This window comes from Microbacterium sp. C7(2022), from assembly GCF_028823665.1.
Taxonomy (GTDB): Bacteria; Actinomycetota; Actinomycetes; order Actinomycetales; family Microbacteriaceae; genus Microbacterium.
Window position 1 is genome coordinate 353,366 of the sequence record NZ_JAPEHV010000004.1, and the last position, 20,511, is coordinate 373,876.

Below are 20,511 nucleotides of genomic sequence, written 5' to 3' on the forward strand. Positions count from 1 at the left end.
ATCGAGCGGATGCTACTTCCTGTGCCCTCCTCCACAGGCAGCGGTTCCAGGCCCCATTTGCGAGCTATCCACAGGCGGGAATTATCTACGTGATCAGGGTATCTCTGGGAGTCTCAATGTCTGACCCCCCTGTGAGAATAGGCACATGCAAGACCTCATCGAGACGCTTCACTCGCTGGACGGTGTCCTGGCTGACACCGTCGGTGATGCACTCGCGGGCGGTGCTGTCACGGCGCTGTGTGATGCCGAGGTTCTCGAGTGTTTGGCCATCGCCGCGAGCATCTCGCGTCGTGCCGAGGCGCTGCTGGTCGAGAGTGTGGCGGACGCTCAACGACGGTGTGATCTCGTGGCGCACGCCGACAGAATGACGACGGCGTACGGATGCCGGTCGGTGTCAGAGCTCGTGCAACGAGCGACGCGCGTGTCGGGCCGAACCGCAACAGATCTGATCAAGGTGGGCCGCGCGATTGTGCGTGACGTCGCGCCCACCAGCGGTGACCGCCTGCCCGCGGATTTTCCTCAGATGCGCGAAGCGCTGGCTGACGGTGTGGTCGGCGTGGACGGGCTGCTCGCCGTGATTGTGCCGCTTGCGCACACGGCCGGCGCCGCGGGTCGCGCGGCGCACCTGGCTGCCGACGAAGAACTCGCAGCGGCCGCGCGTGGCGAAGGGGTGGATGGCGCCCCGCCCGCCTGCGCCGACGACCTGCGCGCACAGGCATCGGTGTGGGCGATGTACCTCGATCAAGATGGTGCCGAGCCGCGGGAGGCGAAGGCGATGCGCAAGCGCGGTGTCACGCTCGGTGTCTGCCGCGACGGCGTCGTGCCGATTCGTGGCGGTCTGTTGCCCGAAGTTGCGGCCCAGCTTGAGCGCATTTTCGACTCTGTGCTGAACCCCAAGGTTGAGGGCGCGCCAGCACCGCGCGGTCCGGTGTTCGCGGACTCCGTCGATGACGGCGATCGCGACGAACCGATCGAGAGCGTGGCCGACGACCGTACGCGAGCGCAGAAGCAGCATGATGCGTTGGCGACAGCACTGACGATCCTGGCCGGTTCTGGTGGGTTGCCCACGATCGGCGGCGCTGCTCCCACGCTCGTCGTCTCGGTCCTCGCGAGCGACCTTGAGGCCGGTCGGGGCTTCGCACACCTGACTGAGTGCGATGAGCCGCTGTCGCTTTCTGCCGCCCGCCACATTGCCTGCACGGGTGGCGTGCAGCGGGCCACCGTCGACGAGAACGGTCGTGTGATCTCGTTGCTCACGTTCGATCGTGTCTTCACCCACCATCAGCGCAAGGCGATCGGGCTACGTGACGGCGGGTGCGTGATTCCGGGATGCCGCATCCGGGCGAACTGGTGCGAAGTTCACCACGTCGAAGAGCATTCGCGGGGCGGCCCGACTCACATCGACAACGGCGTCCTCCTCTGTTGGTTTCATCATCGGACTCTCGACACCAGCGGATGGAAAGTGCGGATGAACCACGGAGTGCCCGAGGTGCGAGGGCCGCATTGGTGGGACTCGACGATGAGATGGCGGCCAGTGACAAAGTCGCCGGTGCGCATGCGCGAACGGGTGGCTCGACGCACGTAGACCCGGGCACGGGTTGGCACCAGGGTGAGGGCGCGGGCACTGTCGGAAACCCACAATGGAATCGCCGATCGGACGGCGCGTCACTACGATCGCAGCTCGTGAACGTGATCTGGCGAACGATGCTGACCATCTGGCGCGCCAAGGTGCTGTTGCGCCGCCGCGGACCGGTGGATCCCACGCGCGTCGGGCGGGTGCGGCTGCGCGTGCTGCCCACCGACATCGACCTGCTGCGACACATGAACAACGGCCGGTACGCGTCGCTGTTCGACCTGGGTCGGTTCGACCTGCTGATTCGCACCGGTATCTGGGATGTCTTGAAAGAGCGCGAGTGGTACGCCGTCGTCGCGAGCGAGACCATCACGTTCCGCAAGTCGCTCGAGCTGTGGCAGAAGTTCACGGTCGAAACCCGCCTGCTCGCCCACGACGACAAGTCGGTGTACATGGTGCACCGAGCCGTGGTGAAGGGCGAGATCTACGCCGAGATGATCGTCCGCGCGCGCTTCCTGCGCCGTTCGGGCGGAATCGTCCCCCACGAGGAGCTGTTCGAGGCGCTGCACCGGCCCGACACCCTCTCCGCCCTCGACCCGTGGATTCTCGACTGGGCGAAGGCATCGGCGTTGCCTTCGACGCGCGCCGAAGCACCCAGTATCTGGGAGTAGCGCGGACGCGCGTGCGCCGCTCCTCGCCGGAACGGCGAACAGGGCGCATGCTGGAGGCATGTCGACACGACCGACGTCCCCCACGCCCGCATCGTCACCCGTCCCGCCGGAAGACCTCGTTGAACGGGCGGTCGTCCTCGCGCGCGGGTGGGTCGATGAAGCGGCGGATGCTGAGGTCGACCCCGCCGCGGAACGGCTGGCCGGCGTCCTCAAAGACCCGCACGGCCTGCCCTTCACGCTGGGCTTCGTCGACGGAGTAATGCGTCCCGAGTCGGTGACGGCCGCGGCATCCACTCTCCATCGCGTCGCCCCTCTCGTGCCCGACTTCTTGCCGTGGTACCTTCGCGGCGCCGTGCGTGTGGGCGGCGCTGTCGCGCCGGTCATCCCGAGCCCGACGGTGCCGATCGCCCGACGGGTGCTGCGCCAGATGGTGGGGCACCTCGTCGTGGATGCGCGCCCCGAAAAGCTCGGCCCGGCGATTTCGGCCCTGCGCGAATCGGGCGCGCGGCTGAACCTCAACCTGTTGGGTGAGGCCGTGCTCGGTGAGCGCGAGGCGCAGCGCCGGCTCGACGGCATCCATGACCTCATCCGTCGTGATGACGTGGACTACGTGTCGGTCAAGGTCTCGGCGATCGCCAGCCACGTATCGATGTGGGCGTTCGACGAGGTGGTCTCGCGAGTGATCGAACGGCTGCTGCCGTTGTATCTCGAGGCCGCCGAGAACGGCACATTCATCAATCTCGACATGGAGGAATACCGCGACCTCGACCTGACCGTCGCCGTGTTCACGCGCCTGCTCGCTCACCCGCGCCTGCGCGACATGGAGGCGGGCATCGTGCTGCAGGCTTACCTGCCGGACGCATTGCCGACGCTGCACGAGCTGACTGAGTGGGCGCGGGGGCGCGTGGACTCGGGCGGAGCGCGCATCAAGGTCAGGCTCGTCAAAGGCGCGAACCTCGCGATGGAGTCGGTGGATGCCGTGATGCACGGCTGGCCGCGCGCGACATACGACACGAAACTCGACACGGACGCCAATTACATCCGGTGCCTACGCTTCGCCCTTCAGCCTGACAACATCGCCGCGGTGCGCGTCGGCGTCGCGGGGCACAACCTGTTCGACATCGCCTATGCGCGCCTGCTGGCGGTGGAATGGGGAGTCGCCGACGACGTCGAGTTCGAGATGCTGCTCGGAATGGCGCAGGGACAAGTCGAGGCGGTCTCGCGAGAGGTCGGCGCGGTGCTGTTGTACGTGCCGGTGGTGCGCCCCGACGAGTTCGATGTCGCGATCAGCTACCTGGTGCGCCGGTTGGAGGAGAACGCGTCGAGCGAGAACTTCCTGTCGGCGGCGTTCGAGCTGGCAGATGATGCGTCGATGTTCGAGCGCGAACGCGACCGATTCCTCGATTCGGTTGAGCGCGCCGACGACTCTCGACTGATGGTGGGAGCGCGCCGCGGGCAGGACCGCGGTGCGGAGCAGGAAGCAGCGGAACGGGAAGCCGCGGGGCAGGATGCCGGTGCGGCACCCGCCGTCGCGCGCCGCCGGCATGACGACGGCGCACATGACACCGTCGTGACGCCGCGCGCACAGGCTCGCCGCGCGCGCAATGATCCCGCGGCGATGGACGACGGCCTGACGCAGGCGGTTCTCGGGATCGCGCAATCTGCCTCGCCCGGCGACACTGCCCCGCTCGCGCCCGCGGGTATCGAACAGCGCTTCGGTGCCGACAGTTATGTCGAAACCGCCGTGTTCGCCCCGCGAGAATCGAGCCAGCGGGCTGTGGGTGCACCCGGCTTCCGCAACACCGCCGACACCGACCCAGCACTCCCAGCCAACCGCGCGTGGGGGCGCCGCATCATCGCGGCCATCGACGCGTGTGCGCTCGGCGATGACACGATCGCCGCCGCGCGCGTGAGCGAAGCCACGGATGTCGACCGCATCATCGCGAGCGTGCAGCACGCCGGCGAGCGGTGGGGTGCGATGCCGGCGACCGAGCGCGCCGCAGTGCTGCAAACGGCCGGGCGAGAGCTCGAAGCGCGCCGCGCGCAGTTGATCGAGGTCGCGGCATCCGAAACCGGAAAAATCCTCGCCGAGGCCGACGTCGAAGTCAGCGAAGCTGTCGACTTCGCGCACTACTACGGGGCGATGGCACGTGAGCTCGACCGCGTGAGCGGAGCGGTGTTCCAATCCGCGCGGGTGACGGTGGTGACGCCGCCGTGGAACTTTCCGCTCGCCATCCCCGCGGGGGGAGTGCTGGCCGCGCTCGCGGCAGGTTCGGGGGTCGTCTTCAAGCCGGCGCCGCAGGCGCGGCGGTGCGCGGCCGTCGTCGCCGAAGCGCTCTGGGCGGCCGGCGTGCCGCGGGACGTGCTCGCGCTGGTCGACATCGAAGAGGGTGCGCTGGGGCAGCAGCTCGTTGCACACCCCGACGTCGACCGGGTGATCCTCACCGGCTCACTCGAGACGGCGCAGCTGTTCCGGTCGTGGCGGCCGGATCTGCCACTGCTCGCCGAGACCAGCGGGAAGAACGCGATGATCGTGATGCCTACAGCCGACCTCGATCTCGCCGCGGCCGATGTCGTCAAGAGCGCGTTCGGGCATGCGGGGCAGAAATGCTCGGCGGCATCCCTCGTGATCGTCGTCGGATCGGCGGGCCGATCGAAGCGCTTCGCGCGACAGTTGGTGGATGCCACAACCTCGCTTCGCGTCGGGCTGCCGACTGATCCGCGCACCGAAGTCGGCCCCGTGATCGAACCGCCGACCGGCAAACTCGCGTGGGCTCTCACGACTCTCGACGAAGGGGAGGCATGGCTGGTTGAGCCACGTGAGCTGTCGGCCGAAGATGTGGGCCCGGAATTCGCCGGGCGCGTGTGGACGCCGGGCATCCGCACCGGAGTACGGCCGGAGTCGCGCTTTCACCGTGAGGAGTTCTTCGGCCCAGTGCTGGGGGTCATGCACGCGGCATCCCTCACCGAAGCCATCGAGATACAGAACGGTGTCGACTACGGGCTCACCGCCGGGCTGTACACGCAAAGCCCGGATGATCTCGCTTACTGGTTGCGCGAGGTCGAGGCGGGCAACCTCTATGTGAACCGTGGGATCACCGGCGCGATCGTGCAGCGGCAGCCCTTCGGTGGATGGAAGCGCTCTTCTGTCGGCCCCGGCACCAAGGCTGGCGGCCCGAACTATTTGGTCGGCCTCGGATCGTGGCGGGCGAGTGCGGGGGCGACGGCTTCGGCCACCCTGCACTTGCGGGGTCTCGATACCCGCATCACCTCGATCATCGAAGCCGCGCAAGCCACCCTCGACTACGAGGCCTTCGAATGGCTGCGCCGGGGCGCGCTGTCGGATGCCATCGCATGGGACCGCGAGTTCGGCCAGGTCAAGGACGTCTCGGGGCTCGGCGTCGAGCGCAATCTGTTCCGGTATCGCCCTGTGCCAGCGGTGGCGGTGAGAGCGACGTCGGATGCCACATGGCAGGCGCTCTTGCGGGTGGTGCTGGCGGGGGTTCGCGCTGGTACGTCGATGGTGCTGAGTGCGCCGGTGGGATTACCCGCGGCCGTGCGGCGCGCGTTGAGTGATCAGGACGTGCCGGTGTTCGTCGAGTCCGACGCGGAGTGGATCGAGCGGATGGGTGCGCGCGCCGAGCCCGAGCAATCACCGCGGCCCGATCGGGTGCGTCTGGTCGGGGGTGCCGATTCGGTGCGTGCGTTGCATCGTGCGCTCGCCGAGGCGACCGGGGGAGACCCCGACCTGGCGGTTTACGACAACGAGGTGACCACGGCGGGACGCCTGGAACTGCTGCCGTTCTTGCGTGAGCAATCGGTGACCATCACGGCGCACCGATTCGGCAACCCCGACGACTGGTCGCAGGACGTGATCTGAGGACTACCGCTTGGCCTGGCCGGAAAGTCGCGGTGAGCCGCGTGTAAAAAATTATTGACAAACCCTGCGGGGCGGGCCTACCTTCAATGTAAAGAAAACCCGACATCGGAGGGAGGCGTCATGGGGTACGCCGAACGAAATACGTGGGCGCAGCTCATCGCGAGCGTCCTCGGCACCGCGGTCTATCTCGTGATTGTCGTGCCGCAGCTGTTCACCACACCCGTAGGCGAGATCGCGTGGCAGTGGCCGATGGTTTGGACCATCGGGGCGGCGGTCGCGGCATCCATTGCCCTCAGCATTCTGTGGGGCATCGTCGCCGGCATGCGCGACCCCGATGAGGAGCATCGCTCCGACCAGCGCGATCGCGAGATCGAGTGGTTCGGCGACCGCGTCGGCCAAGCGTTTCTCGTCATCGGTGCTCTCGCCGCCCTCATCATGGCGATGCTCGAGGTCGAATGGTTCTGGATCGGTAACACGCTCTTTGTCGGCTTCTTCCTGTCCGCCGGCCTCGGCGGACTTGCCCGCCTTCGCGCCTACCACGAGGGCTTCCAGTGATGGTGCGCCCCACCAAGGTGTCGAACTCGATCCGCGCCACGCGCGAGGCGGCCGGAATGACCCAGGCCGATCTCGCCCGAAGGCTCGGCGTGACGCGCCAGACGCTCATCGCGATCGAGCAGGGCAAGTACTCGCCCACCCTCGAGCTCGCGTTCCAGATCTCCCGCGTGTTCGACGTGGGGCTCGACGATCTCTTCCAGTACCCGGAGGACTGACATGAACCACACTCTTCCCCGCACTATGCGCGCGTGGCGACAGGAGCGCTACGGCGGCCCCGATGTGATGCGACTCGACACTGTCGACGTCCCCACGCCTCGCCGCGGCGAAGTGCTCGTGCGCGTGCGCGCGGCGTCGCTCAACTCGGGCGATGTTCGGGTCATGCGAGGTGAACCGTTGGTTGTGCGCGCCGCGTTCGGTGTGCGTCGTCCGCGGCAGCAGGTGCGGGGAATGGATGCCGCGGCCACCGTCGTCGCCCTCGGCGAAGGCGTCGACGACCTGGCCGTCGGTGACGAGGTGTTCGGTGAGCTGCCCGGGGGAGCGCTCGCCGAGTACGCGATCGCGCCGGCGCGCCGTGTGATCCGGCGCCCGGACGCGCTTGCTCCCGAGGTCGCGGCGGCCCTGCCGGTGGCAGGCGGCACGGCGCTGCAGGCCGTCGATCGCGCGGGTGTCGCGCCGGGCGCCCGCGTTCTGGTGATCGGTGCCTCGGGCGGCGTCGGCACCTCGACCGTGCAACTGTGCGCGCACCGGGGTGCCGACGTCTGGGCGCTGTGCGGCGAGCGCAACCGTGCGCTCGTCGAGTCGCTCGGTGCGTCGAAGACGTTCAACTACCGGGCGGTTCAGCCGGGTGCGCCCGAACTCGGCGAGGCATCGTTCGACGCGGTGTTCGACATCGCGGGCACCGCGCCGTTGACGGCGCTGCGCCGACTCGTGCGCGATGGCGGCCGCGTCGTGCTGGTTGCCGGCGAAGGAAACCGCGTGTTCGGGCCGCTGGGGCGCTTGGCAGCGGCATCCCTGATCTCCCTCGGATCTCGGCGAAAGCTCGTGCCCCTCGCGGCGGCCCCGAGTCGCGAGCTGCTCACCCGCTTGGCCGACCTCGCCCTCGAAGGCGCGCTCGCACCGGTCATCGAACGCGAGTGGACGCTCGGTGAAGCCGGCGCCGCGATCGCGCACGTCGACGCGGGACACACCGCGGGTAAGGTGCTCGTGCGCAGGGAATAGCCGGGGCGGAGTCAGAGGTCAGAGCCAGGGGCGGATGCCGCCACCTGGCAATCCAGGGGGCGCCCACCCTGGCGTGGCAGAATGGTCGAGGCGTGCCCGAGGCGCCCCCTTCCCCGTCGATCCCGTGATCGCGTGACGAAGGGCCGCCGGGCCCCTGGACAGCGTCCGCCGCCCCTTCACGAGGAGCACCCATGTCCACGCAGACCACCGCACCTGACAGCACCGGCCAGACCCGTATTGCCCAGCGCCGCACCTACCTGATGTGCCGGCCCGAGTACTTCACGGTCAGTTACACGATCAATCCGTGGATGGAGCCGGCCAACCCCACCGACACCGAGCTGGCCGTGCGGCAGTGGCAGGCGCTGTACGACACCTACATCTCGCTCGGGCACGAGGTGCACCTGATCGACCCGATCGAGGGCCTGCCCGACATGGTCTACACCGCCAACGGCGGTTTCATCATCGACGGCGTCGCGTACGGGGCGAAGTTCCGCTACGCCGAGCGTCAGCCCGAGGGGCCCGCGTTCATGGAGTGGTTCGCCGCGAACGGCTTCACCGTCGCCGACCCCGAAGCCGTCAACGAGGGAGAGGGCGACTTCCTGCTCGCCGGCGATGTGATCCTCGCCGGGACCGGATTCCGGTCGACCGACGACAGCCACCGCGAGCTCGAGCGGGTCTTCGGCAAGGACGTCGTGTCGCTCACCCTCACCGACCCGCGGTTCTACCACCTCGACACCGCGCTGTCGGTGCTCGACCCCGTCCAGGGCGAGAACGGTGTGGAGCGCGCGAACATCGCCTACCTGCCGGGTGCGTTCGATGAGGCGAGCCGCCGCCTGCTCGAGGAGCGCTTCCCCGACGCGATCCACGTCTCGGATGACGACGGTGCCGTGTTCGGCCTCAACTCGTCCAGCGACGGCTACAACGTGATCATCTCGCCGCGTGCGAAGGGTTTCGAGCGGCAGTTGCGTGAGCGCGGCTACAACCCGGTCATGGTTGACCTGTCCGAACTTCTCCTCGGAGGGGGCGGCATCAAGTGCTGCACCCTCGAACTGCGACGCTGAATGGAGCTGTCATGACGACGCCCACCCACACTCAGGCCCTTCGCGTGATCACCGACGCCGAAGACCACCTCGCCGAGAACTACAACCCGCTGCCGGTGGTCGTCGCGCGCGGGGAAGGGTCGTGGGTCACTGACCTGGAGGGCAAGCGGTACCTCGACCTGCTGTCGGCGTATTCGGCGCTCAACTTCGGGCACGGGCACCCTGCGATCCTCGCGGCCGCGCACGAGCAGCTCGACCGCCTGACACTCACCAGTCGTGCGTTTCAGAACGACCGTCTCGGGCTGTTCGCCGAGGCACTCGCGGCGCTGTGCGACAAGGACCTCGTGCTGCCGATGAACACCGGCGCCGAGGCGGTCGAGACGGGCATCAAGGTCGCGCGTGCGTGGGGTTATCGCGTGAAGGGGATTGCTCCGGATGCCGCGACCGTCGTGGTCGCGAACGGAAACTTCCACGGCCGCACCACCACGATCGTCGGCTTCAGCGACGACCCCACCGCGCACGATGACTTCGGACCGTACTCCGCCGGATTCGTCAGCGTGCCGTTCGGCGACGCGGCGGCCATCGAAGCGGCGATCGACGAGAACACCGCCGCGGTGCTGATCGAGCCCATCCAGGGCGAAGCGGGCGTGGTGATTCCGCCCGAGGGCTATCTGCGCGCGGTGCGCGAGATCTGCTCGACGCACAACGTTCTGATGATCGCCGACGAGATCCAGGCCGGGCTCGGCCGCGTGGGCACCACCTTCGCGTGCGATCGTGAAGGCGTCGTGCCCGACGTGTATCTGCTCGGCAAGGCGCTCGGCGGTGGCATCCTGCCCCTGTCCGCTGTGGTCGCCGATCGCGATGTTCTCGGCGTGATTCGCCCGGGCGAGCACGGTTCGACCTTCGGCGGCAACCCGCTGGCGGCCGCGGTCGGGCTGCGCGTGGTCGAGATGCTCGAATCGGGCGAGTTCCAGACGCGGGCTGCCGCGCTGGGCGAGCACCTCGAGGCGCGCTTGAACGACCTTGTCGGCAGCGGCGTGACCGCCGTGCGGGTGGCGGGTCTGTGGGCCGGGATCGATATCGATCCCGGGGTCGGCACCGGGCGTGAGGTGGCCGAGAAGCTGCTGTCGCGCGGCGTGCTGGTGAAGGACACGCACGGTCAGACGATTCGCATCGCGCCGCCTCTCGTGGTGCGCGCCACCGAGCTCGACTGGGCGGTCGAGCAGCTACGGGTCGTGCTCGCCGGCTGACGCGGTCGGCGCTCAGCCCACGCTGATGTTGAGTTGCTGCCAGCCGGTGGCGCCATCCGGGGCAGGGAACGCATCCACCTCAGTCTGCGTCTCGCCGAGCGCGTTCGTCGCGCGACACCGGATCGCGTGATCGCCGGGCTCTGCCGTCCACGGGATGCTCCATTGCACCCATGTGTCGTCCGAGATTGCCGTTGCGAGCGAGGCCTCACGCCACGCGCCGCCGTCGATCTGCACCTCGACCTTCGACACGCCGACGTGCGGGTGCCACGCGACGCCGGCGATCACGGTCTCCCCGGCGCTCAGTCCCTGGTTGCGCCGCGGCACGTCGATGCGCGACTGCAGCTTGATCGGACCCCGCTCTGACCACCCTCGATCAGACCAGTACGCGCGGTCTTGATCGAACCGCGTGACCTTGAGCTCTGTGACCCACTTCGTCGCCGACACGTAGCCGTACAGCCCCGGCACCACCATGCGCACCGGGAACCCGTGTTCGGCGGGCAGGGGCTCGTCATTCATCCCGACCGCCAGGATCGAGTTGCGGTCGTCGGTGAGAACCTCGAGGGGAGTGGATGCCGTGAACCCGTCAATCGACCGAGAAAGCACCATGTCGGCATCCGCCGTCGGCTTCGCCCGCGCGAGCAACTCGCGGATTGGGTAGCCCAGCCACTTCGCGTTGCCGATCAGGTCGCCGCCGACGGGGTTCGAGACGCACGACAGCGTCGTATAGCTCTCTTCCAAGGGGAGTGCGAGCAATTCATCCCACGTGATGGTCACCTCTTGCTCGACCATTCCGTAGATCCGAAGGCTCCAGTCCGCCGGTGCGAGATCGGGCACGATCAGCGCGGTGTCGATGCGGTAGAACTGCGACGTCGGGGTGACCACCGGAGCCAGCCCCGAGATGCCCAGTTCCGCGCTCGCGGGTGGTGCGGCAACGGCTCGGGCCGCCGCGGGGAGCGTCAGCGCTTGCCGGATCGAGCTCGTCGCTCGCGTGGTCGCGTGAACGGTCGAGCCGGCAATCGTCGCCACGATGCCGGCGGCGGTGGCCCCGCCAGCCCAGAGAAAGAAGGTCCTGCGGTCGGCGGTACCCGGTGCGTCTTCGGACTGCGTGGGGGATTCGGATGCCGCGGCCGCCGCAGCGCGCGGGCGTAGCATCCGACTCAATACGCCAAGCATCACGCCCGCGGCGATCGCCGCGACCACCGACGGAATCCACGCGAGCGGACCCGCGTCGGCGCGCGTGATCGCGGCGAGGACGCCGCTCACGCCGAACGCCGCGATGATCGCCATGCCCCAGGGCGAACGGCGTGACTCGAGCCATCCGGCGAGCGCGGCAAGGACGAGCGCCACAATCGCGATGCCGACGAACAAGGCGATCTTGTCGGCCGTGCCGAACAGGGCGATCGCGGTGTCTTTGGCCCACGTGGGGGCGGCATCGACGAGCGCATCGCCGATCACGGCGAACGGACTGGACTCGGGCGCGACCAGCGCTGCGGTGAGCTCGCCGGCACCGACGCCGAGGGCGATCGACGCGATTCCCGCCCACCACGTCAGGGGCGCGGGCGCGCTGCTGCGCGGCGCCTCTCTGTGCTGCACGCTGGCCGTCTCGGTGCTCACTGTTCCAGGCTACGTCGTGGGCGCGACGGGAGGAGGGTACAGCCATTGAGGAGTAGGGACAGATGTTCGCGGCGGATCGCCCCCGGAAACACTTCGGCAACACGGTGCGGACTAGTCTCGTGACATGGGAGATCTTTTCGACGGGTACGGCTCGACGCTCACGCCACGCAAGACGGCATCGGGTGTTCCGGCGTTCGACGAAATGTTCGGCAACGGCGCCCATCCCGGCGCCCCGGCCGAGTCGCGTCAGGACTATCGCGAGCTGTATCAGCAGCTCGCGCAAATGACGCAAGAAGAACTGCGCGGGCGTACCGAATCGCTCGCCAGCTCGTACCTCGCCCAGGGTGTGACCTTCGACTTCGCGGGCGAAGAGCGCCCGTTCCCCCTCGACGCCGTGCCTCGCGTCATCGCGTATGACGAGTGGTCGCACATCGAGGCCGGTGTGAAGCAGCGCGTGCAGGCGCTCGAGGCGTTCCTCGACGACGCCTACGGGCACCAGTACTGCGTGCGCGACGACGTTCTGCCCGCCAAACTCATCGCTTCGTCGCAGTACTTCTACCGCCAAGCCGCTGGCATCCACTCCGCCAACGGTGTGCGCATCCAGGTCGCCGGGATCGACCTGATCCGCGACGAGAACGGCGAGATGCGCGTTCTCGAAGACAACGTGCGCGTGCCCTCGGGTGTCAGCTACGTGATCTCGAACCGTCGGGTCATGGCGCAAACCCTGCCCGAGTTGTTCGTCTCGATGCGCGTGCGCCCGGTCGGCGAGTACCCCAACAAGCTGCTCGCGGCCCTGCGCGCCTCGGCCCCTGCGGGCATCGAAGAGCCCAACGTGGTCGTCCTCACCCCCGGCGTCTACAACTCTGCGTACTTCGAGCACACGCTGCTCGCACGCCTCATGGGTGTCGAACTCGTCGAAGGTCGCGATCTGCTGTGCATCGGCGGCAAGGTGTTCATGCGCACCACGCGCGGCCCCAAGCGTGTCGACGTCATCTATCGCCGCGTCGATGATGACTTCCTCGACCCGCTGCAGTTCCGCGCCGACTCGATGCTCGGTGCGCCCGGCATCATGCTGGCCGCGCGGCTCGGCAATGTCACGATCGCCAACGCGGTCGGCAACGGCGTCGCCGATGACAAGCTGCTCTACACCTACGTGCCCGACCTCATCCGGTACTACCTCGCCGAAGAGCCGATCCTCAAGAACGTCGACACGTGGCGGCTCGAAGATCCGCTCGCGCTCGAAGAGGTCCTCGATCGCCTGGATGAACTCGTGGTCAAGCCCGTCGACGGCTCGGGTGGCAAGGGGCTCGTGGTGGGGCCGGATGCTTCGCCCGCCGAACTCGAAGCGTTGCGCAAGCGACTGCTCGCCGATCCCCGCGGATGGATCGCCCAGCCGGTGGTGATGCTGTCGACCATTCCCACCCTCGTCGAGGACGGAATGCGGCCGCGTCACGCAGACCTGCGCCCCTTCGCCGTCAACGACGGAGAGGACGTGTGGGTGCTGCCGGGCGGACTCACGCGCGTGGCGCTGCCCGAAGGTCAGCTCGTCGTCAACTCGTCGCAGGGCGGCGGCTCGAAGGACACGTGGGTGATCGGCGGCTCGGCCCCCGGACACGTGGAGTACGGGCAGGGCCGTGGTCTTCCCGGCCTCGTGGCCGATCAAGCCACACCGACGTCGGCTATTCCGATCATCTACCCCGACGACGCGCCGCCACCGACCTCGTCGATCCCGATCGTGTACGACGGGCAACCGCAGCCCTCGCATTCGCCGCAGGATCGACCCAGATCGACCACCGAGCAGCAAGAGCAACAACAACAGCAGCGCGACGACGCTGCCGCTTCGGAGGAGATGACCGGCAATGCTGTCGAGGATCGCTGAATCGCTGTTCTGGATCGGACGCTACATCGAACGCAGCGACGGCACCGCGCGCATCCTCGATGTGCACCTGCAGTTGCTCCTCGAAGATCCGTGGATCGACGAGGACACCGCGTGCCGTTCGCTGTTGGGAGTGATGGGCTCGCCCGTCAGCACCGACGGTGAGGTGCGCCGCGAAGACGTGCTGCAGCACCTCGCCGTCGACCGCATGAACCCGTCGAGCATCGCCTACGCGCTCACCGCCGCGCGTGAGAATGCACGCCGCGCGCGCGAGATCGTCTCGACCGAACTGTGGGAGACGCTCAACACCACGAACGCCCGCATGCCGCGACGGCTTCAGACCGATAAGGTGCACGAGTTCTTCCAGTGGGTGCGTGAGCGCGCTGCGCTCTCGGTCGGCATGGTCGACTCGTCCACCTCGCGCGACGAGGCGTGGCAGTTCTTCACCCTCGGGCGCAGCATCGAACGCACCGACATGACGGCGCGAATGCTCGCCACGCGATCGTTGACCGAAGCATCCGGCCCCTCATGGACGACGATCCTTCGCTCGTGCGGCGCATACGAGGCGTACCTGCGCACGTACCGCGGGATGCCCAGCGCTCGCAACGCGGCGGAGTTCCTGCTGCTCGACCGGCTGTTCCCCCGATCGATCATCTACTCGATCCAGCGGGCCGAAGAGTGCATGAGCGCGATAGACCCCCGCGCCGACCGCGTGGGGCACTCCAACCAGGTGTTGCGCGCTCTGGGGCAGATCCGCAACGACCTCGAGTACTCGCCGTTGACCGAGATCCTGCAAGAGCTTCCGTCGCACATGCAGGCCGTACAGACCGTCACGCGCGAAGCATCCGAAGCGATCCGATCTCGCTTCTTCCCGACACAGGCAGAGCCCAGCTGGATCGGAGAGATCTCATGAAGCGCCTTCGCATCGAACACCAGACCGGCTTCGGCTACCAGGGCGAGGTGTCGGCGTCGTACAACGAGGCGCGCATGCTCCCGGGCTCGACCGACAGCCAGTTCGTGCTCAACTCGTCGCTCGACATCGAGCCCTCGACGAGCGTTAACCAGTACGTCGACTACTTCGGTACGCGCGTGGCCGCCTTCGACGTGCTGTCGGGGCACGGTTCACTCACCATCACGGCGAAGTCGCTCGTCGAGGTGCGCCCGCGCCCGATCGAGCACGTGGAGTACTCGTGGGCCGACCTCGAGCGCGACTCGAGCAAGCTCATCGAAACCGTCGAACAGCTGTCGCAGACCAATCGCACGCGCCCGCACGCCGAGGTTGCTGACCTCGCGCGTCGCATCGCCTCCGAACACACCCACCCGGGCGAAGCCGCGCACGCCATCGCGCTCGCTATCGGGGATGCCATGGAATACATGCACGGCGTCACGGGTGTGCACTCCACGGCCACCGAGGCGTGGGAAGCGCGCAAGGGCGTGTGCCAAGACATCGCGCACATCACCCTGGGTGCGCTGCGCGCCGTCGGGATCCCGGCCCGGTACGTGTCGGGCTACCTGCACCCGCGCCCCGACGCTGAGGTCGGCGTCGCCGTCACGGGTGAATCGCACGCCTGGGTCGAGTGGTTCGCAGGGGATTGGTGGGGCTTCGACCCTACGAACAACATCGAGATCGGCGATCGCCACGTCCTCGTGGGGCGCGGTCGCGACTACGGCGACGTGCCACCCCTGCGCGGTGTGTACGCCGGCCCGTTCAAGTCGAACCTGCATGTGAAGGTGACGATCACCCGCGAGGCGTGATCACGGGGCGCCGCGTGTGCCCCGCACCCGCGTGTGCCCCGCACCGTACCCGCGTGACGCGGACGCTCGTGCGTGCCGCGGACGCTCCGCGGCGCCGCGGTCAGGCGGGAGCGTCGTCGGGGTCGAGCGTCTTCAGCGTGTCTTCTTCGGCGGGGTTGTCTGCGTCGAGCTGTTGTTCGGTGGTGTCGTCGCCGCCCGTCGGGGCGTCCTCGGTGGGGGCGCTGTGGGCGGAGGCGTCATCGGTACGAGCGTTGTCCATGTGACCACGCTATGCCGCTGAGAGCTCGGCGCAAGGCCTGCGAGAGCCAGCGGCTGAGCCGCTAGAGTCCGCTGATCACCGCGTTGTCGAGTTCGTCTATGTCGACGCCCGGGCGCTGCGCGCGGTTCGTCAGCAGCACCCATGCCACACCGGCGCTCGGGTGCACCCAGAACTCGGTGCCCGCCCAACCCCCGTGCCCAAAGCAGTCGCGGTCGACAAGACCCGGCGCGCGTGTGCGCAGGTTCCACGTGAAGCCCCAGTCCTGGCCACGCTCGACCGGGTACGGGTCGAGCCGCGGGATGTCGCCGGTGAGGGGACGAAGCATCATCGCCAAAGTGGCGGGAGCGACGACGTCGCCCTCGTTCCGCAGCAGCGCCGAACCCAACTGGAGGAGGTCGCTCGCGCGCCCGAGGAGTCCGGCACCGGGGTTCCGCCCTGCCAAGAAGCGGTCGAGGTCAAGGCCGGCGGCCGCGGCATCCGTCACTTCATGAGGGTTGGATGCTTCGTCCAGCGTGAATCCGTCGGCGCCGATCTGTGTCGCCCACTCGGCGACTGCATCGGGCCACGAGACGCCGGTCACGTGCTCGGTCATCGCGGCGATGCCCTCGAACGCGAGGGTCGAGTAGCGCGACGCCGAGCCGGCGGCGAAGTCGCGCCCCTGCGTGACGAGCAGTTCGCGCAGCGGCTTGGCCGGATCAAGAGGCGGCTCGGAGATGCCCGACGTGTGACTGGCGAGGTGCGTGAGCTTGACGGCATCTTCGCGATTCTGACCGAACTCGGGGATGGCCGTACTCAGCGCCGTTTCGGGTGTGAGCAAGCCGCGCTCGATCGCGCGGGCGGCGACCAGGCCGACGAGTGGCTTCGTGATGGAGAAGAGGCGATAGTGGTCGTCGACCTTCGCCGTGCGTGTGCCGGTCGCCCCGAACGCGTCGAGCGCCACGACGCCTTCGGCGGTGGCGATGCCGACCACCGCGGAGGGCAGGCGCTCATCGCTCACGTGGCGGCACGCCCAGTCGAACGCAGCGGAATATGCAGTCATGTCACGACCTTATCGACGCTCCGGTCCCGGGTCGTGCCGTCCCCCGCGCCCTCGGGGCACGCCCCACGCCCCACGCCTCTGCCGTCGAGAGCACACGAACTCGCCGAGTACACGGCTTTTGCTACGCGGATAAGCCGTGCACTCGGCGACAACACGTGTACTCGACGGGGAAGAGGGGAAGGGTGGGCGGGTGCGGGCATCACGCGGAACGCGGGGCGAAGTGGACGGGCGTGAACGAGCGCGTCACCGCGGCGCGGAGCGTTTCGAGCGTGGCATCCGGCCCGAACCATCCGTGGGCGCGTGCTTGCACCAGCACATTGCCGATCGCGGTCGCTTCCATGGGTCCGGCGACCACCTCGACGCCCGAGCGATCCGCGGTCGCCTGACACAGCAGGCGGTTGAGCGAACCACCGCCGACGATGTGAATCACGTCGATCTCGCGGTCGGTGAGCTCGCCCGCCGTGCGCACCGCGTCGGCGAACGCCTGCGCGATGCTCTCGACGATGCTCCGCGTCAGACCCTCGTGGGTCGTCGGCACGGTGTGGCCGGCTTCCCGCAACACCTCGGCGATGCGCGCTGGCATGTCACCCGGAGCCGACAGGCGCGGGTCATTCGCGTCGAAGATCGCGGTGCCGTCGCCGGCGAAACTCGCGGCATCCAGCAACTCGGGCAGGTCGATCTTCGTGCCCGACTCCTCTTCCCACGCGCGCACCGACTCGCTCAGCAGCCACAGACCCGTCACGTTGTGCAGGAATCGCACGCGCCCGTCGACGCCGCCCTCGTTGGTGAAGTTCGCCTCGCGCGCGGCATCCGACGTCACCGGAGCCTCGAGTTCGACGCCCACCAGGCCCCATGTGCCGCACGAGATATACGCCGCGTTCGGCGAGGTCATCGGCACGGCCACGACGGCCGATGCGGTGTCGTGCGACCCGACGGCCACGACATCGAGAGCCGCGCCCACCTGCTGCGCGGCCTCACCGGTCAGCGTGCCGATCTTCTCGCCCGGGCTCACCAGAGGGGGCAGAACGGATGCCGCCACCCCCAGTTCGTCGAGCAATGTGGCATCCCACTGTCCGGACTCGACGTTGACGAGGCCCGTGGTCGACGCGTTCGTCCGCTCGGCGGCGAGCGCGCCCGTCAACAGGAACGCGACGAGATCGGGGATCAACGCCACGTGGTCGGCGTCAGCGAGACCCGCGTCGGCAGCGAACTGATACAGCGTGTTGAACGGGAGGAACTGCAGCCCGTTCCGGCGGTACAGCTCATCGAACGGCACGGTCGCGTGAACCTTCGCAACACCGCGCTCGGTGCGCTCGTCGCGGTAGTGGAACGGCTCGCTCACCAAGGCGCCGTCGCGCAGCAGACCGTAGTCGACCGCCCACGAGTCGATGCCGATGCTCGCGATCGCCGGCTCACGCCGGAACGCCTCGGCGAGCCCGTCGACGATGTGACGGTACAGCGCCGAGAAGTCCCAGTGCAGACCGTCGGCATGGGCGACCGGACCGTTCGGGAAGCGCGCGACCTGCTCGAGGTCGAGCACGCCATCCTTCACGCGGCCGATCATCACCCGACCGCTGGTCGCACCCAGGTCGACCGCGGCGACGGCACCGCTCACGGGTGCGGCTGTCGTGGCATCCGTCATCGCAGGAACGCCGCGGCGACGCCCGAGTCGACCGGGATGTGCAGGCCCGTGGTGCGGCTGAGCTCGGGGCCGGTCAGCACGTACACCGCGTCGGCGACGTTCTCGGGGACGACCTCGCGCTTGAGGATCGTGCGGTTTGCGTAGAACTGGCCGAGGTCCTCTTCGGCGACGCCGTAGGTCGCGGCGCGGTTGGCGCCCCAGCCGGCGGCGAAGATGCCCGAACCGCGCACGACGCCGTCGGGGTTGATGCCGTTCACGCGCACACCGTGCTCACCCAGCTCGACCGCGAGGAGGCGCACCTGGTGAGCCTGGTCGGCCTTGGTCGCCGAGTACGCGATGTTGTTGGGGCCGGCGAAGACCGAGTTCTTCGACGAGATGTAGATAACGTCGCCACCCATGCCCTGCTCGATGAGCGCCTTCGCGGCGGCCTTCGCAACCAGGAACGAGCCCTTCGCCATGACGTCGTGCTGCAGGTCCCAGTCCTTCTCGGTGGTCTCGAGCAGCGGCTTCGACAGCGACAGGCCGGCGTTGTTGACCACGAGGTCGATGCCGCCGAACGCGAGCAGAGTCGCGTCGATCGCCGCCTGGACGCCCTCGGCGTCGGCCACGTTGGCGGCGACGCCGATTGCGACGTCGGTGCCGCCGAGCTCGGCGGCTGCGGCCTGCGCCTTCTCGAGGTCGAGGTCGGCTACGACGACACACGCGCCCTCGGCGGCGAGGCGGGTCGCGATCGCCTTTCCGATACCGGATGCCGCGCCCGTCACGAATGCGATGCGGCCCTGGTGGGTCTTCGGCTTCGGCATCCGCTGCAGCTTTGCCTCTTCGAGTGCCCAGTACTCGATGTTGAACTTCTCGGCGTCGCTGATGGGCGTATAGGTCGACAGGGCCTCGGCGCCGCGCATCACGTTGATGGCGTTGAGGTAGAACTCGCCGGCGACACGGGCGGTCTGCTTGTTGGCACCGTACGAGAACATGCCTACGCCGGGGACGAGCACGATCAGCGGGTCGGCGCCGCGGATCGCGGGGCTCTCGGCGGTCGCGTGCGCGTCGTAGTACGCCTGGTAGTCGGCGCGGTACGCCTCGTGCAGTTCCTTCAGACGCGCGATCGAGTCTTCGACGGACGCGTCGGCGGGCAGGTCGAGCAGCATCGGCTTGACCTTGGTGCGCAGGAAGTGGTCGGGGCAGCTCGTGCCGAGCTCGGCCAATTCGGGCGCCTTCGCGGACTCGAGGAATTCGAGCACGCGTTCGTCGTCGGTGAAGTGGCCGACCATCGGCTTGTCGGTCGACGCGAGGCCACGGATCGTTGCCGCGAGCGCGGCCGCCTTCGCGGTGCGCTCTTCGGTCGCGAGGGCGCCGAAGCCGGGGCGCGGCAAGCCGAACGGTGCGGCATCGCCGTTCGCGTCGATGTAGGCCTGAGCTGTCTCGATGATCCACAGCGAGTTGCGCTCGGACTCTTCGGACGTGTCGCCCCACGCGGTGATTCCGTGACCGCCGAGGATGCAGCCGACCGCCTGCGGGTTTTTCGCCTTGATCTCAGCGATGTCGAGACCGAGTTGGAAGCCGGGGCGGCGCCACGGCACCCACACGACCTTGTCGCCGAAGATCTTGGCGGTGAGCGCTTCGCCGTCCTTCGCGGTGGCGATCGCGATGCCCGAGTCGGGGTGCAGGTGGTCGACGTGGTTCGCGTCGACGAGGCCGTGCATCGCGGTGTCGATCGACGGGGCCGCCCCGCCCTTGCCGTGCAGGCAGTAGTCGAAGGCGGCGACCATCTCGTCCTCGCGCTCGAGGCCGGGGTAGACGTTCACGAGCGCGCGCATGCGGTCGAGGCGCAGCACGGCGAGGCCCTGCTCCTTGAGAGTGCCGAGGTCGCCGCCCGAACCCTTCACCCACAGCAGCTCGACGGGCTCACCGGTGACCGGGTCGGTCTCGGTGCCCTTGGCCGACGTGTTGCCGCCGGCGTAGTTGGTGTTTTTCGGATCTGCGCCGAGCCGGTTGCTCCGGGCGATCAAGTCGGCAGCGGTGGGATTCGTCATGCGATGTTCCTTCGGTCTGTTGGTCTGAGTTGTCTGAAAGTTGGTGGTTGCTCGGCCCGTCGTCGTTACCCCTCGCTCCGCCCCCAAAATCTGTCCGTTTCCCCAG

Annotated in this window: 16 protein-coding genes; 11 read left to right on the plus strand and 5 right to left on the minus strand. The window is 68.2% G+C overall.

Annotated features, from left to right (window positions below):
* The first annotated feature begins 145 nt into the window (after nt 1–145).
* The 8 genes from ON062_RS08020 to rocD all read left to right on the plus strand — a co-directional run bounded on the left by ON062_RS08020 (nt 146) and on the right by rocD (nt 10,187).
* Entirely contained in the window at nt 146–1,585 is a 1,440-nt protein-coding gene (locus ON062_RS08020; protein WP_274646603.1) for an HNH endonuclease signature motif containing protein, read from the plus strand.
* A gap of 98 nt (nt 1,586–1,683) precedes the next feature.
* A complete protein-coding gene (locus tag ON062_RS08025) occupies nt 1,684–2,244 on the plus strand; it encodes a thioesterase family protein (RefSeq protein WP_274646604.1) in 561 nt (186 codons plus the stop codon).
* A gap of 58 nt (nt 2,245–2,302) precedes the next feature.
* Nucleotides 2,303–6,124 (plus strand): proline dehydrogenase family protein, encoded by a 3,822-nt coding sequence (locus ON062_RS08030; RefSeq protein ID WP_274646605.1) that lies wholly within the window; start codon nt 2,303–2,305, stop codon nt 6,122–6,124.
* 120 nt (nt 6,125–6,244) lie between these two features.
* Entirely contained in the window at nt 6,245–6,679 is a 435-nt protein-coding gene (locus tag ON062_RS08035) for a hypothetical protein (protein WP_274646606.1), read from the plus strand.
* The gene (locus ON062_RS08040; RefSeq protein WP_274646607.1) at nt 6,679–6,894 is read left to right on the plus strand and encodes a helix-turn-helix transcriptional regulator; all 216 of its coding nucleotides are present in this window, start codon (nt 6,679–6,681) and stop codon (nt 6,892–6,894) included. The genes ON062_RS08035 and ON062_RS08040 overlap by 1 nt, the downstream gene beginning before the upstream one ends.
* Before the next feature lies 1 nt (nt 6,895).
* Nucleotides 6,896–7,897, plus strand: coding sequence for an NAD(P)-dependent alcohol dehydrogenase (locus ON062_RS08045; protein ID WP_274646608.1), 1,002 nt, complete (start codon nt 6,896–6,898; stop codon nt 7,895–7,897).
* Nucleotides 7,898–8,088: 191 nt separating this feature from the next.
* The gene (gene ddaH / locus ON062_RS08050) at nt 8,089–8,958 is read left to right on the plus strand and encodes a dimethylargininase (RefSeq protein ID WP_274646609.1); all 870 of its coding nucleotides are present in this window, start codon (nt 8,089–8,091) and stop codon (nt 8,956–8,958) included.
* A gap of 11 nt (nt 8,959–8,969) precedes the next feature.
* Nucleotides 8,970–10,187 (plus strand): ornithine--oxo-acid transaminase, encoded by a 1,218-nt coding sequence (gene rocD, locus ON062_RS08055; protein WP_274646610.1) that lies wholly within the window; start codon nt 8,970–8,972, stop codon nt 10,185–10,187.
* Nucleotides 10,188–10,199: 12 nt separating this feature from the next.
* Here rocD and ON062_RS08060 read toward each other — a convergent pair whose 3' ends face one another.
* Complete coding sequence (locus tag ON062_RS08060) at nt 10,200–11,801, minus strand: molybdopterin-dependent oxidoreductase (protein ID WP_308209619.1); 1,602 nt, start codon at nt 11,799–11,801, stop codon at nt 10,200–10,202.
* Between the two features lie 124 nt (nt 11,802–11,925).
* Here ON062_RS08060 and ON062_RS08065 point away from each other — a divergent pair, with 124 nt between their 5' ends.
* Genes ON062_RS08065 through ON062_RS08075 form a run of 3 tightly spaced genes read left to right on the plus strand, consistent with a single transcriptional unit; the run spans nt 11,926 to nt 15,432 of the window.
* Nucleotides 11,926–13,680 carry a circularly permuted type 2 ATP-grasp protein gene (locus ON062_RS08065; RefSeq protein WP_274646611.1) on the plus strand — a complete coding sequence of 585 codons (1,755 nt, stop codon included), beginning with the start codon at nt 11,926–11,928 and terminating at the stop codon, nt 13,678–13,680.
* The gene (locus ON062_RS08070; RefSeq protein WP_274646612.1) at nt 13,661–14,590 is read left to right on the plus strand and encodes an alpha-E domain-containing protein; all 930 of its coding nucleotides are present in this window, start codon (nt 13,661–13,663) and stop codon (nt 14,588–14,590) included. The genes ON062_RS08065 and ON062_RS08070 overlap by 20 nt, the downstream gene beginning before the upstream one ends.
* The gene (locus ON062_RS08075; RefSeq protein WP_274646613.1) at nt 14,587–15,432 is read left to right on the plus strand and encodes a transglutaminase family protein; all 846 of its coding nucleotides are present in this window, start codon (nt 14,587–14,589) and stop codon (nt 15,430–15,432) included. Before ON062_RS08070 ends, ON062_RS08075 begins: the two co-directional genes overlap by 4 nt.
* A 100-nt stretch (nt 15,433–15,532) precedes the next feature.
* Here ON062_RS08075 and ON062_RS08080 read toward each other — a convergent pair whose 3' ends face one another.
* The 4 genes from ON062_RS08080 to ON062_RS08095 all read right to left on the minus strand — a co-directional run bounded on the left by ON062_RS08080 (nt 15,533) and on the right by ON062_RS08095 (nt 20,405).
* A complete protein-coding gene (locus ON062_RS08080; RefSeq protein WP_274646614.1) occupies nt 15,533–15,691 on the minus strand; it encodes a hypothetical protein in 159 nt (52 codons plus the stop codon).
* A 61-nt stretch (nt 15,692–15,752) separates the two neighbouring features.
* The gene (locus tag ON062_RS08085) at nt 15,753–16,730 is read right to left on the minus strand and encodes a serine hydrolase (RefSeq protein WP_274646615.1); all 978 of its coding nucleotides are present in this window, start codon (nt 16,728–16,730) and stop codon (nt 15,753–15,755) included.
* 199 nt (nt 16,731–16,929) lie between these two features.
* Nucleotides 16,930–18,372, minus strand: a complete 1,443-nt coding sequence (locus ON062_RS08090) for a rhamnulokinase family protein (RefSeq protein ID WP_274646616.1) — start codon at nt 18,370–18,372, stop codon at nt 16,930–16,932.
* The gene (locus tag ON062_RS08095) at nt 18,369–20,405 is read right to left on the minus strand and encodes a bifunctional aldolase/short-chain dehydrogenase (protein WP_274646617.1); all 2,037 of its coding nucleotides are present in this window, start codon (nt 20,403–20,405) and stop codon (nt 18,369–18,371) included. Before ON062_RS08095 ends, ON062_RS08090 begins: the two co-directional genes overlap by 4 nt.
* Nucleotides 20,406–20,511 lie beyond the last annotated feature (106 nt).